Origin of the sequence: Desulfitobacterium sp. THU1 (assembly GCF_038181555.1) — a bacterium.
Taxonomy (GTDB): Bacteria; Bacillota; Desulfitobacteriia; order Desulfitobacteriales; family Desulfitobacteriaceae; genus Desulfitobacterium.
In genome coordinates this window covers 1-18,412 of record NZ_JBBWUA010000021.1, presented here as the reverse complement: position 1 = coordinate 18,412, position 18,412 = coordinate 1, and the positions used below count along the sequence as shown (strand labels likewise).

The window sequence follows — 18,412 nt, the reverse complement described above, 5'->3', positions numbered from 1 at the left end:
ACCCTATTTTTCGTGGGAAACCATATCTTGTGGAAGTTCCGCAAGGGGATCCTCATCATATGTTAATAGTTCTTCCTCAGAGGTATCGTTCTCACCAGGGGTGGGATTTGTGGTTTCGAAATTATCCGTTGCTACAGTAGTTGATGCGCCTGTCGATGCCTGCGTGTCAGCCTGGCTAGATTTCTTCGGCGTGGTTGTTGGTGTCTTTAAAGTCTCATCTAGTGTCTTCTTAAGCGCATTACTCGGAGTATTGACAACATCCTGAAATTCCTTGGTCATATCCCCGGCAATCTTCTTTATCTCAAACACCACTTTACCGACGGCACGAGCCACATCAGGGAGATCTTCCGGTCCGAATAATACTAAGGCGATAACCATTAATACAATAAGTTCATTGAAACTCATTTCTTACCCCCCTATCCTTGTAGTGCCTTTTCTCGATTTCGCGCAACAATATAACCGAGCCAGATACTAACTTCATACAGTAAATAGGTAGGTAATACCATAAGACTCTGAGTCATGATATCAGGAGTTGGTGATATGAGCATGGTTACAACAACAATGCCAAAAAAAGCATACTTCCGCTTTTTAGCCAAACTAGCTGGAGTAATTAGCCCGATGCGGATCAAGAGCAGCAAGACAACCGGTAGTTGGAATACTAAGCCAAAGGTTAGGACAAACCGAATGATAAATGTTAAATAAGATGACTTAGTTAATAAGGGTGTGGAATCTACAGCAGCTCCACCGGCGAAAAGGAGAAACTTAAGTCCGATGGGAATAACAAAAAGAAAAGCAAAAGCCAAACCAGCCATAAAGAGAATCAAGGAACTGGGCACAATCATATACAAATACTTCTTTTCGTTCTGCTTTAATGCCGGGAGAACAAAACTCCATATTTGCCAGATAATAATCGGCAAAGCGATAACAACTCCAACAACTAAGGAAACTTTCAATTTCACCATGATAGGTTCCATTGGTGTTGTGGTAATAAAATCTACTGTACCTATCTGAAGAACCGGATTAGCGAGAAACCGGTAGACTGGATCGCTATAGACCCATCCAACGACTGTTCCCAATACGATTCCGTAGGCAGCAAATAAAAGCACTTTGCGTAATGCGCTGATATGCTCCATGAGTGGCATATTCTCGTCCACACTTTTCCGCCTACGCATTCCCACACATCCTTCCTTACTTCTTCAAACACTGATTAAGTATATTTATAAGTACAAAGCAGTAAAACGTTCGCATGTAATTTTACCATGGAATAACTGTGGTTACAAAACAAACCTATTCATAATTCAGTTTCAGAGCTCTTATTTGCAAATGACTTTCGATATAATCGATGAGATCCCCTAAAGAGTGACCTTTAGGATTAGGTAATTCTAGCAGGACATTACGAGCCTCATGCAAAGCATGATTAATTACTTTCTCCTCAACATGATCCTGAGAGGCAGCCCAAGCAAGCCCTAAGTTCCATCCGATAACTTCACATTGGTTTTGAACTTTTACTGGGCAGCCTGCCAGTTCTGCTCCTAGCCGTGCGGCAAGTCCTGTCAAGACGGCTCTTTCCATCTCAAGAATCTTGATAAATTCAGCTTGATCTACATCTTCATCTTTAGCCAACCAACGATTAATAGCACCCTGATTCATGCTCTCAATAATTTTTGCTAAAGGTGCCAAGAAATGAAGCATCTTTTCTTTACACAAATTCAGGAAGAACTTCCCATAGAGGAAATCTCCGACAAGAACCGGAAATTGCCGTTTACTTTCTTCTAAATCAGGATCATCAGTCATTAAACGATGAACTTGGTCTGCCATAAATATGTATTGAAGAATTATTGCTAAGCTAATCGCTGAACGGTTACGTCCTCCAAAGGCCTGACTTATTGAAAGGACAATCAGAGAGCAGGCATTATTCTCCAGCTCACCAAAATTCAATTCTACAAGGTCGTCAAATTCCGCAGCCTTGAGCTTGATTTCACGTCTGAGTGTTCTACTTATTTCTTCAAGTTCCTCCTTGAAGTGTTCTGTCAATAGCGCCAAGGCAATCTCTCCTTAATATTTGAGGCTAATCTAGGAAGTATTCTAGGCTTTTTGTAAAAATCCTGCCCCTATCTTTTATTTCGCAATTCACTTTCTTATTTTTTACCGGTTCAGACAAATCATCCTCTTATGAATTAGCAAATATTTACATTAGAGAGATTCAAAACAATAGACCTTGCAACTCTCCGTCACAAGGCCTACCTTGCTAGTCTTATCCTAGTCTGGAATAAAATAAATACCCCTCCTAAAGATTTACCGCTTCCTTTGAATCTTCTACGATACCACGCTTCATTTCCGTAGCTGTCATATGACCTGCCATAAACTGCTCGGTCAAATAATTACAGGCGTCCCAGGGATTGACTCGATCCCCACAAGTGAAGACGTCGACGGCTGCATAACCAAGTTCTGGCCATGTATGAATGGCTAAATGGGATTCAGAAATCACGACCACACCACTCACACCTTGAGGACTGAACTTATGAAATACTACTTCGCGTACTTCTGCGCCTGCTTCCAGGGCTGCGTTGACCATGATTGCTTCGACTTCTTCGCGGTTGTTAAGAATGTCAAAGTTGCAACCATAGATTTCAGCCAACACATGACGTCCCAGAGAATTGTTCATCTTGTCATCGTTGCCCCCTTTTTAATTGCAATATACAAGGAATTCTATCGAAACAATTGTAGCACAATGGTGGTGCATGTCAATAAAAAAGTGAACTAGCTCGATCGCTCTACTCAGCGACATCTAAGGTGGCGAGCGCCATCCAATACCCTTGCCAAATCGCAACGACTTGTTTGCCGATATTATTATAGTCTAAATGTATGGCCATCAAATCGTCGATCATAACAGCAAATTCTTTTTCAACCCGTTCCCTTATTCCTAAATGATCTTCCTGCTTCGCTACATGAAGCAAACGTAAACAGACAAAATCTGATTCTACAAAACGATTAAACTCAAGTCGTTGCAATACTAAAACCGCCCTTCCTTGTTTATGGGCCATGTTCAGTTAAATTTTATCAAAGTGAATATATACCCATAAGCTATTCTACCATGAATTTTTCCATTTTCACGGCCGAAGATGCCATCTAGGACATAAATTACGGTGAATTATTGTCTTGCTTTTTGGGTTAACATATGTTATTTTATATAAGTCCCTCAAATACGGGGATTTAATCGGGGCGTGGCTCAGCTTGGTAGAGCGCTACCTTGGGGTGGTAGAGGTCGCACGTTCAAATCGTGTCGCTCCGACCATATTTAAAATATGAACCTACAAACTTGCTTGTCAAGATTTGTAGGTTTTGTTTTCTTATCTAGGTTTTGTTTTTATCGTGGGTACCTTTTAGTTCTGCCCAATAACTTCAATTTTCCGAACTCCTTGAATCTCACCAAGACCATCAAGTAGGTTTTCTGGGGTATCCACCATCCCTGTATTCTCCACAGAAATTGTTACGTTAGCAATTCCTTGAAGAGGTATTCCTTGGTTGATTGTCAAGATATTAGCGCGGAAGCAAGCTATGGTATTTAGGACATTTGATAAAACCCCCGCTGTATTTTCCAAGGTCAAAGATAAGGTGATGATTTTCTCTTTACTAGCTTCGTAAAAGGGAAACACCCCATCCTTGTACTTATAAAAGGCACTTCGACTAAGCTGTACTCGATCTACAGCCTCATTAATAGTATGAACATCGCCTTTAACCAAAAGCTCCTTCGCCCGAGCCGTTTTGAGAATTGCCTCCGGCAGAATATTCTTACTGACGATTAAGAAATCCTTATTCCGATTCTGACCAGCCATCTTTCTTCGCTCCTAGCACCTATATCAACTTCAGGTAACCTCATTGCTTCTGTAAGGTTATTATAAGCAAATGTCCATTGCATGGCAACATTTGTTTTTCTCCAATATACTTTTTTCTCCAATATACATATTTTAAATATTTATAGAAAACACCAACAAAAAAAGAGGGCTCCCGCAGGAACCCATCTCGTGTCTAAATGATGATGCAGATTAGACCACCATTGCCGTCGTTAACAATTCGTTGTAATGTATCCTGGAGCTTGTGTTGGGCATTCTCTGGCATCCGATAGAGCTTGGTTTGAACGCCTTCTCGCACAAGATCATGTAGTGATTTGCCAAAAATATTAGATTCCCACACCTTCTTGGGATCAGATTCAAATTCATCGAGAATGTAACGAACGAGATCCTCAGCCTGCTTCTCTGTACCAATCAGGGGGGTGATTTCCGTAGTAACATCTGCGCGTAGGATATGTAAAGATGGCGCACTGGCTTTTAGCTTAATCCCATAATGTCCGCCGGATTTTACTAGTTCAGGCTCTTCGAGGAACATTTCATCGAGATGAGGTGTTACTACCCCATAACCATGGGCGCGAACTTCGTCAATGGCCGGTGCAATTTTGTCCCATTCCTTCTTCGCCTTGCTATAGTCAAGGACCAATCTCATAAGGGTATGTTCCCCTTCGACGTCAACTCCGGTCATTTCCTCGAGGACTGTCTTAAAGAGTCCATCAATGGCTGTCATCTCTATTTCGGCAGTTCCTGTTCCCAAATTCATCTGCTTGAGCAGAACATCTTGGGCATTAGGGCATTCGCCAAGTTTATCCAGAGCCATGTCAATATCCCGTATGCGCCGAATCCCCTCGACGGATTGGCGTACTGCCTCTTCAAAGCTAGTCCGGACTGGGTGACTGGATTCAAGCTCTTCAACCCACTTAGGAATCTCAATATTGACCTCAGCCACGGGGAATTCGTAGAGTACTTCTTCGAGAATTTGCGTAATATCCTCAGGGGTCATTTCCAGGCAATTGACGGGAATCACTGGTACACTATACTTTTCCTCAAGAGAACCGGCTAACTCCATGGACATTTCTGAATACGGTCGAGTTGTGTTCATGACGATTACATAGGGTTTCCCTAATTGCTTTAATTCACTGATTACTCGTTCTTCAGCATCCAAATAAGCCTCTCTGGGGATGTCTGTAATAGAACCATCTGTGGTGATCACGATACCGATGGTTGAGTGATCTGTGATGACCTTGCGCGTGCCAATCTCAGCTGCTTCTTGGAACGGGATGGGCTCATCACTCCAGGAGGTTCGAACTAGTCGCGGCTCCTCCCCGTCTTCCGACTCATAGCCAATGGCCCCCTCCACAGCATAGCCCACACAATCCACTAGACGAACTTTCATTTGAATACTGTCTTTGACTAAGATTTCCACTGCATCCGCTGGAATAAACTTGGGCTCTGTCGTAGTAATTTGTCTTCCCGAGCCACTTTGAGGAAGTTCATCGTTCGCCCGCTCCCGCTCAAAAACATCCGTGATATTGGGCAGGACCAGGAGGTCCATGAAGCGTTTGATAAAGGTGGACTTCCCAGTGCGGACTGGTCCAACGATTCCCAGGTAGATATCGCCCCCTGTACGCTCGGCGATATCTTTAAAAATGTCCACTTTTTCCACAAAAATTCCCTCCCTTTTGAGTGCTGTCCCAAAACCGGGGAAGGGCCCCCACCTTATCCCCCACCTCCCTATCACAAGATGATGGATACCGGATAACTGGACTAGCACGTTACGCAGTATAAGTATATTGACTGGCTTGGGCAATTATGTCAAAATTTCTTTTGCCCTAATAATTTTCTGTAATGTGGAATTCCGACGATACCACTACCCAATCCTTTATCATTGCTATGTTAAGCTCAAACAATATATTCCATTTATTAAAAAAAGACGTAAGGAATTATTTTTCCATACGTCTTTTATGCTTGCTAAACCCATTTTTCCAAAACTACACAGTGAATTTAGGCAGCTGATCTATTGATTTCGCTGCAGCCTCGCATTGTAATCACTATTCTCCATAGCGATTTGGGCTACTTCCTCAATCTCATGCTTTTTCCCTCGCATCATAAGGGCTGATACTGCAGCTTTAGGATCCGCTCCCTCAAAGACAACTTGATAAGCTTGTTCCACAATTGGCATAGATATCCCATATTGACGACTCAACTCATAAGCTACCTTTGTGGTGCGAATACCTTCTACCACCATGCCGACCTCTTGCAAAACCTGATCCAATGGCTTCCCTTGCCCCAAGGCAATCCCGGCGCGACGATTACGGCTATGTTGACTGGTACAAGTCACGATGAGGTCCCCTACTCCAGACAAGCCAGCAAAAGTCAAGGGATTCCCTCCAAGCGCCACACCCAAACGAGTTATTTCGGCAATTCCTCGTGTCATAAGTGCAGCCCGCGTATTATCGCCAAAGCCTAACCCTTCCGCAAAGCCGGCGCACAGTGCAATAATATTTTTAAAGGCTCCTCCCAGTTCCACCCCGATCGTATCCGGGTTGGTATAGACGCGGAACTTAGGAGTCATCATGATATCCTGAACCGTTTCAGCGGCTGTCGTATCCTGAGAGGCTACCACAACTGTAGTCGGCATATCCTTACCCACCTCTTCAGCATGGCTAGGCCCGGATAAAACGACAATCGGATTATCAGGAAGCTCTTCACTTAGCACCTCAGAAAGGCGCTTATGACTACCTTCTTCCAATCCCTTAGCCGTATTAACAATGATGGTTCCTTTATTAAGGAAGGCCCTGATCTTTTGTGCAGTCTCTCGCACACTATGGGAGGGGACACTGAGGATAAGCATATCGGTATCCCCGAGGGTAGCGTTATCCACCGTAGCTTTCACAGTCTGAGGCAATACCACTCCCGGCAAGTAGTGAAGGTTTTCGCGCCGCTCGTTCATGAGCCTCATCTCCTGAGGGTTACGACCGATTAACGCAACCTCATGACCTGCTTTACCCATAGCTACAGCTAAGGCAGTCCCCCAGCTCCCGGCGCCATATACAGTGATCTTAGCCAAAACAATTCTCCTTCCCTAGCAAGCTATGTAAAACAAAGCAAGATATCGTAAAATATCCTAAGGTGTCTATTTAAAAATAATTCGATTCTCTGTTCCCTTGAGAACTCTTTGCATATTTGTGCGGTGGCGAATAACCACCCCACTAACAGCAATTACCGCAAAAACCTTGTAGGCCAGGGGCTCGTTAAAGATAAAAACTAAAACGCCAACTGCTAAAGCTCCTAATACCGAGCCCATCGAAACATAACGAGTGAGAAACACAACTAGGACAAATATGATAATCGCAATAATGGTGATTTCCGGCATTAAGATCAAGATAATACCAAAGCCAGAAGCCACTCCTTTACCACTGGGCTTGAAGCCGAAGAAGGGATTCCAGCTGTGCGCTGTCATCGCCAAGAGACCAGCCACAATTCCCCCCCAAGGTCCAAAAAAATGATACCCTAGATAGGCCGCCAAAGCACCTTTTATAGCATCTCCGATGAGAACAAGAACACCTAGCTTCGCCCCCAACAAGCGGAAGGCATTCGTCGTGCCCATATTACCGCTACCATGCTTGCGAACATCAATCCCCTTATAGCGACCTGCAAAATAGGCAAATGGAATTGCCCCCAGCAGATAAGCGATAACGAATATCGCATACTCCCCCATGATTACTCCCTCTCTTCGTCCTTTTGTCTCACTATCATTCTGATGGGCGAACCTTCAAAACCAAAGTTTGCCCGCACTTGGTTCTCTAAATAACGACGATAAGAAAAGTGCATCAGCTCATGATCATTGACAAAAAAGACAAAGGTTGGTGGTTTCACCCCTACTTGAGTAGCATAAAGAATCTTAAGACGTCTCCCCTTATCAGTGGGAGGCGGATTGAGATGAATCCATTCTCTGACTAAGGTGTTCAACGTCGCCGTAGCCACCCGAGTAGAGTTTTGCTCTGCTACAAAATCAACCAAATCCAGCAGTTTGGTAACCCGTTGCCCAGTCTTTGCCGAGATGAAGAGGGTTGGAGCATACTGCATAAAGCCTAACTCCTCCCGAATCGTCTTCTCAAAACGATTCATGGTCTTATCATCCTTTTCGACCAAATCCCATTTATTGACCACCAGAACGATCCCTTTGCCTGCCTCATGGGCATAACCGGCGATTTTCTTATCCTGCTCTGTCACACCTTCTACCGCTTCGATAAGCATAAGAATGACATCAGAGCGATCCACAGCACGTAAGGAACGAGCTACACTGTATTGCTCCGTTAACTCTTCAATACGACCCTTTCTTCGCATCCCCGCAGTGTCGATAATCACATAATGCTTACCATCATGCTCAAAGGCTGAATCGATAGCATCCCTTGTGGTGCCGGGAATATTACTGACGATCACTCTTTCCTCACCCAGCAAGGTGTTGACCAAGGAAGACTTCCCCACATTTGGGCGACCGATAACAGCAATACGGATAGTATCAGGATCCATCTCCTCATCCAGTTCATCGGGAAAATGGGAAACGACTTCATCCAGCAAATCGCCGATATTCATCCCATGGACTGCAGAAATAGGAATAGGTTCGCCTAGACCAAGTCCATAAAACTCGTAGAGCTCAGCCTTCTCAAAGTGCTCGACTTTGTTAGCGGCTAGAATGACCGGCTTACCCGAACGCCTTAGAGTATTAGCAATCATATCATCATCCGGAGTTGGGGAGACTTGGGCATCCATTACAAAAACAATGACATCGGCTTCTTCTATGGCAATCTCCGCTTGGCGACGCATTTGCGAGGATATCGGAGTATTTTCATTGACAAATTCAATTCCTCCGGTGTCTATAATCGTAAATTTCCGACCTAACCACTCAGCATCGCGGTATAAACGATCTCGTGTAACTCCCGGGCGGTTTTCAACTATGGCGACAAGCCCACCTGCCAAACGGTTAAATAGGGTGGACTTTCCTACATTGGGTCGACCCACGATGGCTACTACTGGCTTACTCAATTTCTTCACCCTCCAAACTCAATCCAGTCACTGCTTCCAGAAATGCTTTCCCCTGGTTTTTAACCACTAAAGGTGTTCCTTGCAGCGCCTGACTCAACCATTCCACACTTAGATCATCGAGAAAAATATCTTCATCCGCTTTAAGCATAACCTCGGGAATCAAAAAAATCTCACCTTTAATATTGCCAACCTGATTAGCAATATCCTGCGCTGTTAACAACCCTGCCACCGTCACCGTCAGTCCAAAAAATTCATTCGTTATCGTATGTAGCTCAATAGCCAAGCCTTGAATAGTGGCTAACTGATCTATCAAATGTGCAAAAAAGGGAGTAGCCGAAACTCCGGTTATCAGGTGGACCTTCCGCTCGGGGACAATCTGAGGAAGGCGCTGAAGAAATTGATTAAATTCATGGCGGAATTTGCTAGCCATTCCCACCCCATTTTCTAACTGAGAAAAATCATCATAACTATCTATAGATGGAAAATCCCAACCCGCTAAAGCATAAAACTCATCAGAGAAATACACCAGACTACGACCCGTTGCCTGGCGGTATTCTCTCTGCCAAGCTTCACCCTTTGTCAATATATCCTGGGACTCCTGAGGAGTAAATGGCCGAAGGCCCGGCAGATTCTCCCGATATTTCGTTAATCCCACCGGGACTACAGCTATAGATTGAACCGCTGGATGTAGTCCACCTAACTCCTTAACGGTATGTTCCAGAACGTCACCATCATTATAACCCGGCACCAAAACAATTTGTGAATGGATCTGAATTTCTGCCTCCGCCAATTGTGCAAGCTGCTTAGACAAATCTCCTGCCTTGGGGTTCTTCATCAAACGGACGCGAGCTTCCGCATCCCAAGCATGCACAGAGATATATAAAGGACTTAGATGAAACTTGAGAATGCGCTCAAACTCATCTTCAGCCAAGTTAGAGAGGGTAATGAAGCTTCCTTGGGTTAAAGAAAGCCGATAGTCATCATCTTTATCATAAAGGCTTCCGCGCATTCCCTTCGGCATCTGAGCTACAAAGCAAAAGACACAATTATTTTTACAAAGCTTTAAACCTTGAGTGCTTATAGCCTCAACCTCAAGACCGAGTACTTCACCGTAAGACCTTTCAATATCTATCTCCCATAGTTCTCCATTAGCCTTCTCCACGAGCATGATAAATTCATCCTCAGCAGTTAAGTATTGGAAATCAATAATATCTTTGATCTCCTGTCCATCAATAGCAAGAATACGATCCCCGCATTCAATCTCCATCTCTTCAGCAATACTGCCTTCATGGACTGTAGCTACGACTAAACCTTCTTTCAAGCTAGTCATCCTTTCTATATGTCCCTCCATCGTCCGTTATGGACTCCTGCACCACTATCATCCCAGTTCTTAGGCTTTTCTTAATCTGATTATACTCACGAATCTGCCTTAAGGCGGCAATCATAAGGCATGCTGCACTGCTAAAATGCCAAAGAAATGCATTCGGAAGGCTGTAGTATCTGACAACTCCATCAAATAAAAACATGACTAAGCCCATGTTGATGAGCATTCCACCGGAAAGGGCTAAAGTCATACTCCAAAGGTCATGAGTGCTGAAAAATGCCGCTGCTAAAAAAACTACAGCAAACAACCATCGATCATAGGAAAGAATCCCCGGTTCATTCAGTACAAACAGATCCTGAGCCAATAAGCATATTGACGTTACGAGTATCCCCGGAAATTCGCGACACTTAGCTCGCTTCCAAGCAATCCAGGATACGGCAACCAAGACTAGGACCCGCGGAAAATCCCAATCCCAGGTAAGGGAAAGAGTAAAGCTATCTTCAATAATCCACCCCAAGATCCAAGCCAGTGGAAGAACTCTCAAACTTTTATCAATACGAAAAATCGGCCACTCTGCCCATGCCAGAAACCCGACACTCAAGAGCAACCACTCGCCAATCGGGAACACCAACTCTTATCGCCTCCTCGAGCTTGTTCCCTTATTATTCCCGCAAAGTCTGTCCTTCAATCGGAGGCATGGAGAAGGAACTTGGATGAGGCGAATTTATATGACTATAGCGAGAAATATTCAGTAAGATACCTATCTCGACTAAGGTAATGACTAAGGAACTACCACCGTAGGATACCAAGGGCAGAGTGATTCCTGTTACCGGTAATACTCCAGTCACTACAGAAAGATTAATCCCTGATTGCATCGCTAAAGAGAAGGTGATGCCAAAGGACAACAAGCGTCCAAACCGATCCGGGCATTTTCTTGAGATATAAAAAGCCCTGCCAAAGCAGAATATAAACAACCCAATCAAGAATACGGTACCCATTAAGCCTAGTTCCTCACCGATTAAAGCAAAAATCATATCCGTATAGGTTTCTGGTAAATATCCGAACTTTTGCAAGCTTCGACCTAATCCTACCCCAAAGATTCCCCCTGACCCAAAGGCAATCTCAGCATTGGTGATTTGATATCCCATTCCGGAGGCATACTGCCAGGGGTCCAACCAAACAAGAATTCGGTTCCATTGATAAGGTGTATTATAGATGAGATACAAAAGAGGTCCACCAAGCATAGGAACTGCCAGCAGAAACCAGCCGGTGCGTAGTTCAGTCTGCCAAAGAAGGGCAGCAGCAGTAAACACAAGCACTAGTGTTGTTCCTAAGTCAGGTTGCTTGTAAACCAAGGCTAAGAGTGGAATAAGAACGAGGGCCGGCCAAGCAAGGTCCTTTAACTTCTTCACCGGATAACGGTCAAGGTAGTTTGCTAAAAAAAGTATGAGTGCAATTTTCGCAATTTCCGAAGGTTGTACATTGACTGGCCCAATTTTCAACCACCTAGATGCTCCATTGGCTTCTATTGCACTGTCGGAATTCAACACTAGCACCAACAAAAGCAAAGTGACACCAATTCCTAGGCCGGCAAATTTCCTGAAAACAGGAAAAGGAATCCTTGTGATAGTCAACGCCAAAAAGCTCCCGAGCACTGCCCATTTTCCTTGCTTCAGCACGTAGAAGAATGTATTATCGGTCTCATTATATCCCCTGACAGAACCTGCCGTAAGTACCATTACCAACCCATAGGCGAGAATTGCTAACACCGAGATCAGCAAATAAAAGTCTACCTCGTGGAGTGGCTTGGGTAACTTTCCGAGTAGTGAGCGTTTTCGTCTTTTCGGCACTGCTAATCCCTCGCTTTAACTTCCATGAGAGTAATATTCTATGGACAGCAAATGACTTCCTGCATGCTTGCAAGAAGTCATAGATGCTCATTGGTTCTATTTTATGTGAATTTCCTTTATTCTTCGGATTCTGTTTGGATAGCATCACCGATCGTAACTTGAGGGGCTTCGGGTTGACTCGCTAGGAGTTCTGCATCTTCAGTCGCTTGAGCTTCTTCCGCAGCTTCGCGAATACTTAAGCTAACGCGTTTTTCCTCGGGCTTGCATTCGATAACCTTAGCTTGAACCATGTCGCCGACCTTCACAATATCTTCTACCTTATTCACTCGCTTTTCGGAAAGCTGGGAGATATGGATCAAAGCATCGACCCCATCTTCCAACTGCACAAAAGCTCCAAAGGTGGCAATACGAACAACCTTTCCAGTCACAAGGGTGCCGACCGCATATTTCTCAAGGGCGTTTTCCCAAGGGCTCGGTTTCAATTGTTTAAGACCTAAGGAAATCTTGCCCTGTTCCTTGTCCACTTTGAGAACCTGAACTTCCACTTCATCTCCGACATTAACATATTCAGAAGGATGCTTTACCCGTGTATAGGCGATGTCGGACACGTGAAGCAGTCCATCCACCCCACCAAGATCAATGAATGCTCCAAATTGAGCCAAACGCTTCACAGTACCGCTGATAACGTCACCTTCCTGGAGGCTTTCGAGCAGGTGTTCCTTCTTAACAGCAAGCTCTTCCTGCAAGATTTCCTTTTGCGAAAGCACCACCCGGCGTTTCGAGGGATCAAATTCAATAACCCGCATGCGCAGAGTTTGTCCTTTGAATTGATTTAAATCTTCCACATAGCCCGGTTGAATTTGTGAGGCAGGCACGAAACCACGCATACCTACATCAACAATTAATCCACCTTTAACTACCTCAGCTACTTTACCCTGAATTTCTTGTTTGGTCTCTGCATATTCTTTGAGGCGATCGGCAGCAGCAAATTCATCAGCTCTACGCTTGGAAAGAATAGGATTTCCCTCTTCATTCTCCACGCGAAGTACAACAGCTTGGATCTTATCGCCAACTGCAACAATATCGCTGGGCTGTACATTAGAAGATACAGTGAGTTCTTTAAGGGAGATTATCCCTTCGGACTTCCAACCTAAATCAACAAACACCTCATCATGGTTCACTTTTACGACTGTTCCAGTGACTAAAGCACCGCGATGCAAACTCTGCATCTCTGCGGCCCAGTCCTCCATATTCATAATTTCATTCATTTCTTGGTTTTCCATGTTTGACATCTTGTTATAAACCTCCTCAATAATCCAATCTGGTGTCGAGGCTCCAGCCGTAAGTCCTACGGTTTCTACCCCTTCAAACCAGTTATTTTCTAATTCATCAGCCGTTTCAATAAGATATGTTTTGGTATGTTCGGCGCAAATCCCGGCCAACTTTCTGGTATTGGCACTATTTTTACCTCCGACCACAATCATCACATCAACCTTACCAGCCAATTCTCGGGCAACGGTTTGTCGCTCCTCTGTTGCATTGCAAATGGTATTATGTACCTTCAACTCCTGGGTATGTTTTCTTAACTCTTCGACAATACTGTGGAAATTCGCAGCTGGCTGCGTCGTCTGCGCCAGTACAGATAGTTTTTCATAAAACGGAAGTTCCATAGCTTCCCCAAGTGTCTCAATCGCTATTGACTTAATTCCTGCCCATCCCAAGATTCCTTGTACCTCGGGATGTTGGCGATCCCCCACTACAATGACTTGACTAGACTTGGAAGCTTCGGCGGCCAGTCGTTGTGCTTTTTGGACAAATGGACAGGTAGCATCTACCACTTCCACTTGTAAGCGTTGGGCTTCTTGATAGATATCAGGAGGAACCCCATGGGAGCGAATAATTAAAGTATCTCCGTTTTGTGTTTCCTTCACTTCCCCGACAACACGAACTCCTTGCTTTTCCATCTTCTCTACCACTTGCTTATTATGGATCAAAGGCCCCAAGGATGCGGCACTAGAAGAAACAACAGTTCGTTCAGCCATATCTAATGCTCGCTTAACGCCAAAGCAAAATCCGGCCTTTTCCGCCCGGATAATTTTCAATTTTGCTCCTCCTTAACTCGCATTACGCTTAAAATTCGCTATAATTCCCAAAATTCCTTCATTAGAATTAAATTGCCCTCTCTAAGAAAAATAATGCATTGTCCTGCTGTCTCATGCCACTTGCTTAACAAGCAAGTGGCTTAGTGGAGATTTGCAACAGACAAATTATCGATAGCCTTCATTATTTGGTCTGCAGCCCATTCCCGGCGATTTTCTACCCCTTCAGGGGCTTTGAGTTGCTCGGGACTGATGGGGGGGCCGACAAAAACTTCAATATGACCCCATCCTCGAGTCAAGAGATTCTGGGTGCCATTCACACGCATAGGCACGATGGGTGCTTGACTTTTTTCCATTAATAAAATCATACCAGAAAAACCTTTTTGTAGCTCACCGGACTTCGAGCGTGTACCTTCGGGAAACAGACCCAAGACTTTCCCTTCCTTGAGAACCTTCAAGGCATTCCGGATGGCACTGGTGTCACCTTGGCCTCTCTTCACAGGGAAAGCTCCTAGGTAGTTACGAAAGACTTTTCCTAGAAGTGGATTAGAAAATAGTTCTTCTTTTGCCATGAAGGAAACATTGAGCGGCACACTACAGGCGGCCACTATCGGATCCCAATTGCTGACATGATTACTTACTAAGATCACCGGTCCGTTCTTCGGAAAGTTTTCTACCCCGTGAACTTTCCAGCCCATCGCTCGAAACTGTAAGCGAAATAGTTTTTTTAAAAAATGATATAGGCTCATTGTCCTTTCGCCTCACTTTATGGCGTTTCATCAGACTTAATTATTGATCAGGCTGATGATACGCTCGATAATTTCCTCCACACTCAAGCCAGTGGTGTCAAGGATAATGGCATCGGCAGCCGGAACCAAGGGTGATACTTCTCGCTGTTGATCGGTTTGGTCACGCATCTGCATATCCCGCTTAACCTCTGCAAAGGAAATCTGCTTGCTTGTTTTTTGCAACTCCAGCCAGCGGCGTCTCGCTCTCTCTTCAGCGGTTGCTGTCAAAAAGATTTTAAGATCCGCTTCCGGCAAGACATAGGTTCCTATATCTCGTCCGTCCATCACGACGCTTCCTCGTTGAGCTTCACGTCGTTGTAAGTCCACCAATCTTTCTCTAACCCCAGCATAAGCTGCGATGATCGATACATTACGTGAAACCTCAGGTGTCCGGATGGCTTCTGTTATATCCTGTCCGTCGCAATGTATTTTTCTAGCTTCAGTATGATCAAGAACGATATCACATTTCCAAGCTAGCTCTACAATGGCCTCTTCCTGGTCCAGGGGGATGTTTATGCTCATCGCCTTATATGTAATAGCTCTATACATCGCTCCAGTGTCCACGTAAAAAATCCCTAACCGATGAGCAATTCCTTTAGCAATTGTGCTTTTACCCGCACCCGCCGGGCCATCGATAGCAATCTGAAGATTATCTTTCACTATTCACACCCTCGATTTACATTCTTCTAAGAACGACATTTTATTATACCATAATGTCCGAAGCCATCACAATCATTGTACCTCTAAAAACCTTCGGATAAGACGACTAGAAGCAGGGCGACAATGTTGTTGAGCGCATGTAGAGCCACTGCTGGCTTGATCGAGTTATATTTCATCACAAGGGAAGCCAAAACCATCCCTAGGACAAAACGTGGAATAAACCCATAAGACTGAAGATGCAATCCAGAAAAGATGGCTGCACTTATTGCTGCAGCTGTCCATTTGCCCATGTAGCTATTCAGGCTTTTATAAATAATCCCCCTAAACATCGTCTCTTCGAGGATAGGGGCAAGCATTCCAGCTAAAATAAGATTCAAGCAGAAAGTAATAAGGGTAGCATTACCTAATAACTTGGAATAGACATCAGTATCCGGAGGAGTAAACCCTCTTTCAAACAGGTAAGCCGCATAGATGATATTCACAATCCAAGTAAGGATATAAAGAGCAACGACCCTTCCCAAGTATCTTTCTTTCACATCATGCCAGCCAAAGTCGTTCCAGCTCCATTTGCGAGTGCGCATGATGAATAAAATGATCAGAAAAAACATACCCTGCGTCATAAAACCATTAATATAAAGGAGGACGCGCTCATACTCCCACCAACTAGCTACCCAAGCCGTGATAAAGCCAAGCCCTAGGTAAAGAACGGCAATCCCTATAAGGGCATAGAGCAATTCAACCCAGGTCAATTTCCTTTGCTCTGTATCTGCCCCATTCTGTTCTGATGACCCGTTTTCTATGTCAGGCACTTGATGATCGATCGGTCTCACTCCCCTTCTACGATAGCGATCTTTGTGACATAACCTATCTCACAAACCCACATCATATAACCTACTTCAATAAACTACTTCAACGGACATGAAATGGTTTGTCTCAATAACCTATCAGAAATTTTAACTTATGTACAGAGATAATGTAAATACTATATTAGTCCAATCCTCATTCCATTGTAAACTAAAGCAATCAGGAGGTCAAAATGAGTATTATCGTTAATCATCATCGTTTGTGCATCCCTATCGCAATCTATCTTGAACAGGTTGCTGACTTCACAAATCCTTGGGACGAAAGAGCTTATCAAGCTTATACTCAGCACTACTTAGATGAAATACATGACGAGGGTATTATCGGCATGGTTCGTCAGCATCGGGATGATCAATATGTCTACCTCGATGCGGCTGTGCGATATCCCGTGGAGAATTAACATTAAAAAATGGGAGTGTCGCCCATTCACTTTCGAGAATTTTGTGCGACACTCCCAGCACCGGCCTATTCACATAATAAACAAGCAGGTTCTTAATTCAGTTGAGCAAGCCCTCTATTACATATAAACTTGCATCCATGGGAAGATATAAGCTTGAGCCCAGACCAAAGCACTAAGCATGATCGCAAGGGCAAGACTGTGCCAGATAACCGCACGGAAGATCGGGCCAACTGCAGCCATACCTTCTTGATGGTTCTCATAACAAGCAACGGTAGCAACAACGATACTTTGAGCATCGATCATTTTACCCATAACACCACCGGTACTGTTCGCAGTAACGATAAGAACAGGGTTCAAACCAAGTTGCTCAGCAGTAATCTTTTGTAGTCCACCAAACATAGCGTTGGAGGAGGTATCACTACCTGTCAAGAACACACCTAACCAACCGAGCATGGAAGCAAAGAAGGGATATGCGGATCCTGTCTTTGTGAAGGCCAAACCGAGGATAGCGTCGGTTCCAGCATAACGAGTCAGGTAACCTAATCCTAATACGGAGCAGATAACGGTGATGGGAACAACCATCCGTTTTGCAGTCATATTGAAAGCTTGGACCCATTGATCTGCTTTAAGCTTGAGGATGAAAATGTTGGAAAGTACAGCAGCCAACATAATACCTGTACCTGCCATGGTTAAGATGTTCCAGCTGTAAACTGCAGCCATTGGTTTCTCAGGATTACCTACCGGTGCAGTGTGATGAACTAAGCCATCAAGATAGGGAACTGCGATCTTTGGATTGAAGAGTCCGTTCAAGAAAGCTTTAACATCACTCATACCCCAAACGAATACTGCCAGTGCCAAGAATACCCAAGGCATCCAAGCCATGACGAGTTCGCCTGTAGTGTAAGTTGGTGCTTCAACTTTCTTCTTGTTAAGCTGGGTAGCGGCATGGGCCTTGTTTTCATGAGCATCATCATGACCCATGATATTTTTAGGCTTCCATACTTTTAAGAATAAGGCAGTAACGATCATACTTACGATACCGGAACCGATATCAACGAGCATGACGTTACCAGCTTGAGACATTCCAAACTGGGTAATGGCAAAGGATAGACCGGAGACTAAAGTTGCAGGCCATACTTCAAAGACATCTTTCCAAGATCCTTTATCCATGAAGACGAGAGTAGCAACAAGCCAGAAAGGAACGATTACGGAGAAGAAGGGAAGCTGACGACCAGCTTGCATACTGATCAATTCAGCAGGAATCCCTGATACTTGACCCAAGGTGAGAATTGGAGTACCGATGGCGCCCCAAGCAACTGGTGCAGTGTTAGCAATCAAGCAAATAACAGCAGCAGTCATTGGACGGAAGCCCAAGCCCACCATGATCGCACCAGACACAGCAACCGGAGTTCCGAATCCAGAAGCACCTTCAATGAAGGCTCCGAAGCTGAAGGCGATGAGTAAGGCTTGTAAACGACGGTCAGGAGAAAGAGAAGCTACAGAGTTCTTAAGAATTTCGAATTTACCGGTAAT

General features: G+C 44.4%; 19 protein-coding genes and 1 tRNA gene. 2 read left to right on the top strand and 18 right to left on the bottom strand.

Going from position 1 to position 18,412, the window contains the following annotated elements; all coding sequences use genetic code 11:
- Nucleotides 1-3: 3 nt before the first annotated feature.
- The 5 genes from AAC978_RS13765 to AAC978_RS13745 form a co-directional block, all read right to left on the bottom strand.
- Nucleotides 4-405: a twin-arginine translocase TatA/TatE family subunit gene (locus tag AAC978_RS13765; RefSeq protein ID WP_341548645.1), complete on the bottom strand. Its 402-nt coding sequence runs from the start codon at nt 403-405 to the stop codon at nt 4-6.
- Nucleotides 406-416: 11 nt separating this feature from the next.
- Nucleotides 417-1,172 carry a twin-arginine translocase subunit TatC gene (gene tatC / locus AAC978_RS13760; RefSeq protein ID WP_341548644.1) on the bottom strand — a complete coding sequence of 252 codons (756 nt, stop codon included), beginning with the start codon at nt 1,170-1,172 and terminating at the stop codon, nt 417-419.
- Nucleotides 1,173-1,287: 115 nt separating this feature from the next.
- Nucleotides 1,288-2,043, bottom strand: coding sequence for a geranylgeranyl pyrophosphate synthase (locus AAC978_RS13755; protein WP_341548643.1), 756 nt, complete (start codon nt 2,041-2,043; stop codon nt 1,288-1,290).
- 244 nt (nt 2,044-2,287) lie between these two features.
- Nucleotides 2,288-2,665 (bottom strand): adenosylmethionine decarboxylase, encoded by a 378-nt coding sequence (gene speD, locus AAC978_RS13750; protein ID WP_341548642.1) that lies wholly within the window; start codon nt 2,663-2,665, stop codon nt 2,288-2,290.
- A gap of 109 nt (nt 2,666-2,774) precedes the next feature.
- A complete protein-coding gene (locus tag AAC978_RS13745) occupies nt 2,775-3,044 on the bottom strand; it encodes a hypothetical protein (RefSeq protein WP_341548641.1) in 270 nt (89 codons plus the stop codon).
- A 174-nt stretch (nt 3,045-3,218) separates the two neighbouring features.
- On the opposite strand from AAC978_RS13745, the gene AAC978_RS13740 reads away from it, so the two are divergent.
- Nucleotides 3,219-3,295: transfer RNA gene (locus tag AAC978_RS13740), tRNA-Pro, on the top strand.
- A gap of 88 nt (nt 3,296-3,383) precedes the next feature.
- On the opposite strand, the gene AAC978_RS13735 is transcribed toward AAC978_RS13740, so the two are convergent.
- The 12 genes from AAC978_RS13735 to AAC978_RS13680 form a co-directional block, all read right to left on the bottom strand.
- Nucleotides 3,384-3,836, bottom strand: coding sequence for an ACT domain-containing protein (locus AAC978_RS13735; RefSeq protein WP_341548640.1), 453 nt, complete (start codon nt 3,834-3,836; stop codon nt 3,384-3,386).
- Between the two features lie 193 nt (nt 3,837-4,029).
- Nucleotides 4,030-5,514, bottom strand: a complete 1,485-nt coding sequence (gene spoIVA / locus AAC978_RS13730) for a stage IV sporulation protein A (RefSeq protein WP_341548639.1) — start codon at nt 5,512-5,514, stop codon at nt 4,030-4,032.
- Nucleotides 5,515-5,865: 351 nt separating this feature from the next.
- Entirely contained in the window at nt 5,866-6,918 is a 1,053-nt protein-coding gene (locus tag AAC978_RS13725) for an NAD(P)H-dependent glycerol-3-phosphate dehydrogenase (RefSeq protein WP_341548638.1), read from the bottom strand.
- Nucleotides 6,919-6,984: 66 nt separating this feature from the next.
- Complete coding sequence (gene plsY / locus AAC978_RS13720) at nt 6,985-7,569, bottom strand: glycerol-3-phosphate 1-O-acyltransferase PlsY (RefSeq protein WP_341548637.1); 585 nt, start codon at nt 7,567-7,569, stop codon at nt 6,985-6,987.
- A gap of 2 nt (nt 7,570-7,571) precedes the next feature.
- Nucleotides 7,572-8,897, bottom strand: a complete 1,326-nt coding sequence (gene der, locus AAC978_RS13715; RefSeq protein ID WP_341548636.1) for a ribosome biogenesis GTPase Der — start codon at nt 8,895-8,897, stop codon at nt 7,572-7,574.
- Nucleotides 8,890-10,227: a DUF512 domain-containing protein gene (locus tag AAC978_RS13710; RefSeq protein ID WP_341548635.1), complete on the bottom strand. Its 1,338-nt coding sequence runs from the start codon at nt 10,225-10,227 to the stop codon at nt 8,890-8,892. Before AAC978_RS13710 ends, der begins: the two co-directional genes overlap by 8 nt.
- Nucleotides 10,220-10,849 carry a hypothetical protein gene (locus tag AAC978_RS13705; protein ID WP_341548634.1) on the bottom strand — a complete coding sequence of 210 codons (630 nt, stop codon included), beginning with the start codon at nt 10,847-10,849 and terminating at the stop codon, nt 10,220-10,222. Before AAC978_RS13705 ends, AAC978_RS13710 begins: the two co-directional genes overlap by 8 nt.
- A gap of 34 nt (nt 10,850-10,883) precedes the next feature.
- Nucleotides 10,884-12,071, bottom strand: a complete 1,188-nt coding sequence (gene ftsW, locus AAC978_RS13700) for a putative lipid II flippase FtsW (RefSeq protein ID WP_341548632.1) — start codon at nt 12,069-12,071, stop codon at nt 10,884-10,886.
- Between the two features lie 116 nt (nt 12,072-12,187).
- Nucleotides 12,188-14,173, bottom strand: coding sequence for a bifunctional 4-hydroxy-3-methylbut-2-enyl diphosphate reductase/30S ribosomal protein S1 (locus tag AAC978_RS13695; protein WP_341548631.1), 1,986 nt, complete (start codon nt 14,171-14,173; stop codon nt 12,188-12,190).
- Between the two features lie 140 nt (nt 14,174-14,313).
- The gene (locus tag AAC978_RS13690; protein ID WP_341548630.1) at nt 14,314-14,919 is read right to left on the bottom strand and encodes a lysophospholipid acyltransferase family protein; all 606 of its coding nucleotides are present in this window, start codon (nt 14,917-14,919) and stop codon (nt 14,314-14,316) included.
- A 36-nt stretch (nt 14,920-14,955) separates the two neighbouring features.
- Nucleotides 14,956-15,618, bottom strand: coding sequence for a (d)CMP kinase (gene cmk / locus AAC978_RS13685; protein ID WP_341548629.1), 663 nt, complete (start codon nt 15,616-15,618; stop codon nt 14,956-14,958).
- A gap of 83 nt (nt 15,619-15,701) precedes the next feature.
- Nucleotides 15,702-16,427: a CPBP family intramembrane glutamic endopeptidase gene (locus AAC978_RS13680; protein ID WP_341548628.1), complete on the bottom strand. Its 726-nt coding sequence runs from the start codon at nt 16,425-16,427 to the stop codon at nt 15,702-15,704.
- A 227-nt stretch (nt 16,428-16,654) separates the two neighbouring features.
- Here AAC978_RS13680 and AAC978_RS13675 point away from each other — a divergent pair, with 227 nt between their 5' ends.
- Nucleotides 16,655-16,879: a hypothetical protein gene (locus AAC978_RS13675; protein WP_341548627.1), complete on the top strand. Its 225-nt coding sequence runs from the start codon at nt 16,655-16,657 to the stop codon at nt 16,877-16,879.
- Nucleotides 16,880-16,996: 117 nt separating this feature from the next.
- Here the strand turns inward: AAC978_RS13675 and AAC978_RS13670 are convergent.
- Nucleotides 16,997-18,412: L-lactate permease (locus AAC978_RS13670; RefSeq protein WP_341548626.1), on the bottom strand; the 1,416-nt coding region annotated here is incomplete at its 5' end.

Bases quoted from the DNA above. Each gene is read 5' to 3' on its own strand.
- AAC978_RS13690 (WP_341548630.1), bottom strand. From the start codon at position 14,919: ATGAGCCTATATCATTTTTTAAAAAAACTATTTCGCTTACAGTTTCGA.
- AAC978_RS13765 (WP_341548645.1), bottom strand. From the start codon at position 405: ATGAGTTTCAATGAACTTATTGTATTAATGGTTATCGCCTTAGTATTA.
- AAC978_RS13710 (WP_341548635.1), bottom strand. From the start codon at position 10,227: ATGACTAGCTTGAAAGAAGGTTTAGTCGTAGCTACAGTCCATGAAGGC.
- AAC978_RS13735 (WP_341548640.1), bottom strand. From the start codon at position 3,836: ATGGCTGGTCAGAATCGGAATAAGGATTTCTTAATCGTCAGTAAGAAT.
- AAC978_RS13675 (WP_341548627.1), top strand. From the start codon at position 16,655: ATGAGTATTATCGTTAATCATCATCGTTTGTGCATCCCTATCGCAATC.
- speD (WP_341548642.1), bottom strand. From the start codon at position 2,665: ATGAACAATTCTCTGGGACGTCATGTGTTGGCTGAAATCTATGGTTGC.
- plsY (WP_341548637.1), bottom strand. From the start codon at position 7,569: ATGGGGGAGTATGCGATATTCGTTATCGCTTATCTGCTGGGGGCAATT.
- tatC (WP_341548644.1), bottom strand. From the start codon at position 1,172: ATGCGTAGGCGGAAAAGTGTGGACGAGAATATGCCACTCATGGAGCAT.
- AAC978_RS13745 (WP_341548641.1), bottom strand. From the start codon at position 3,044: ATGGCCCATAAACAAGGAAGGGCGGTTTTAGTATTGCAACGACTTGAG.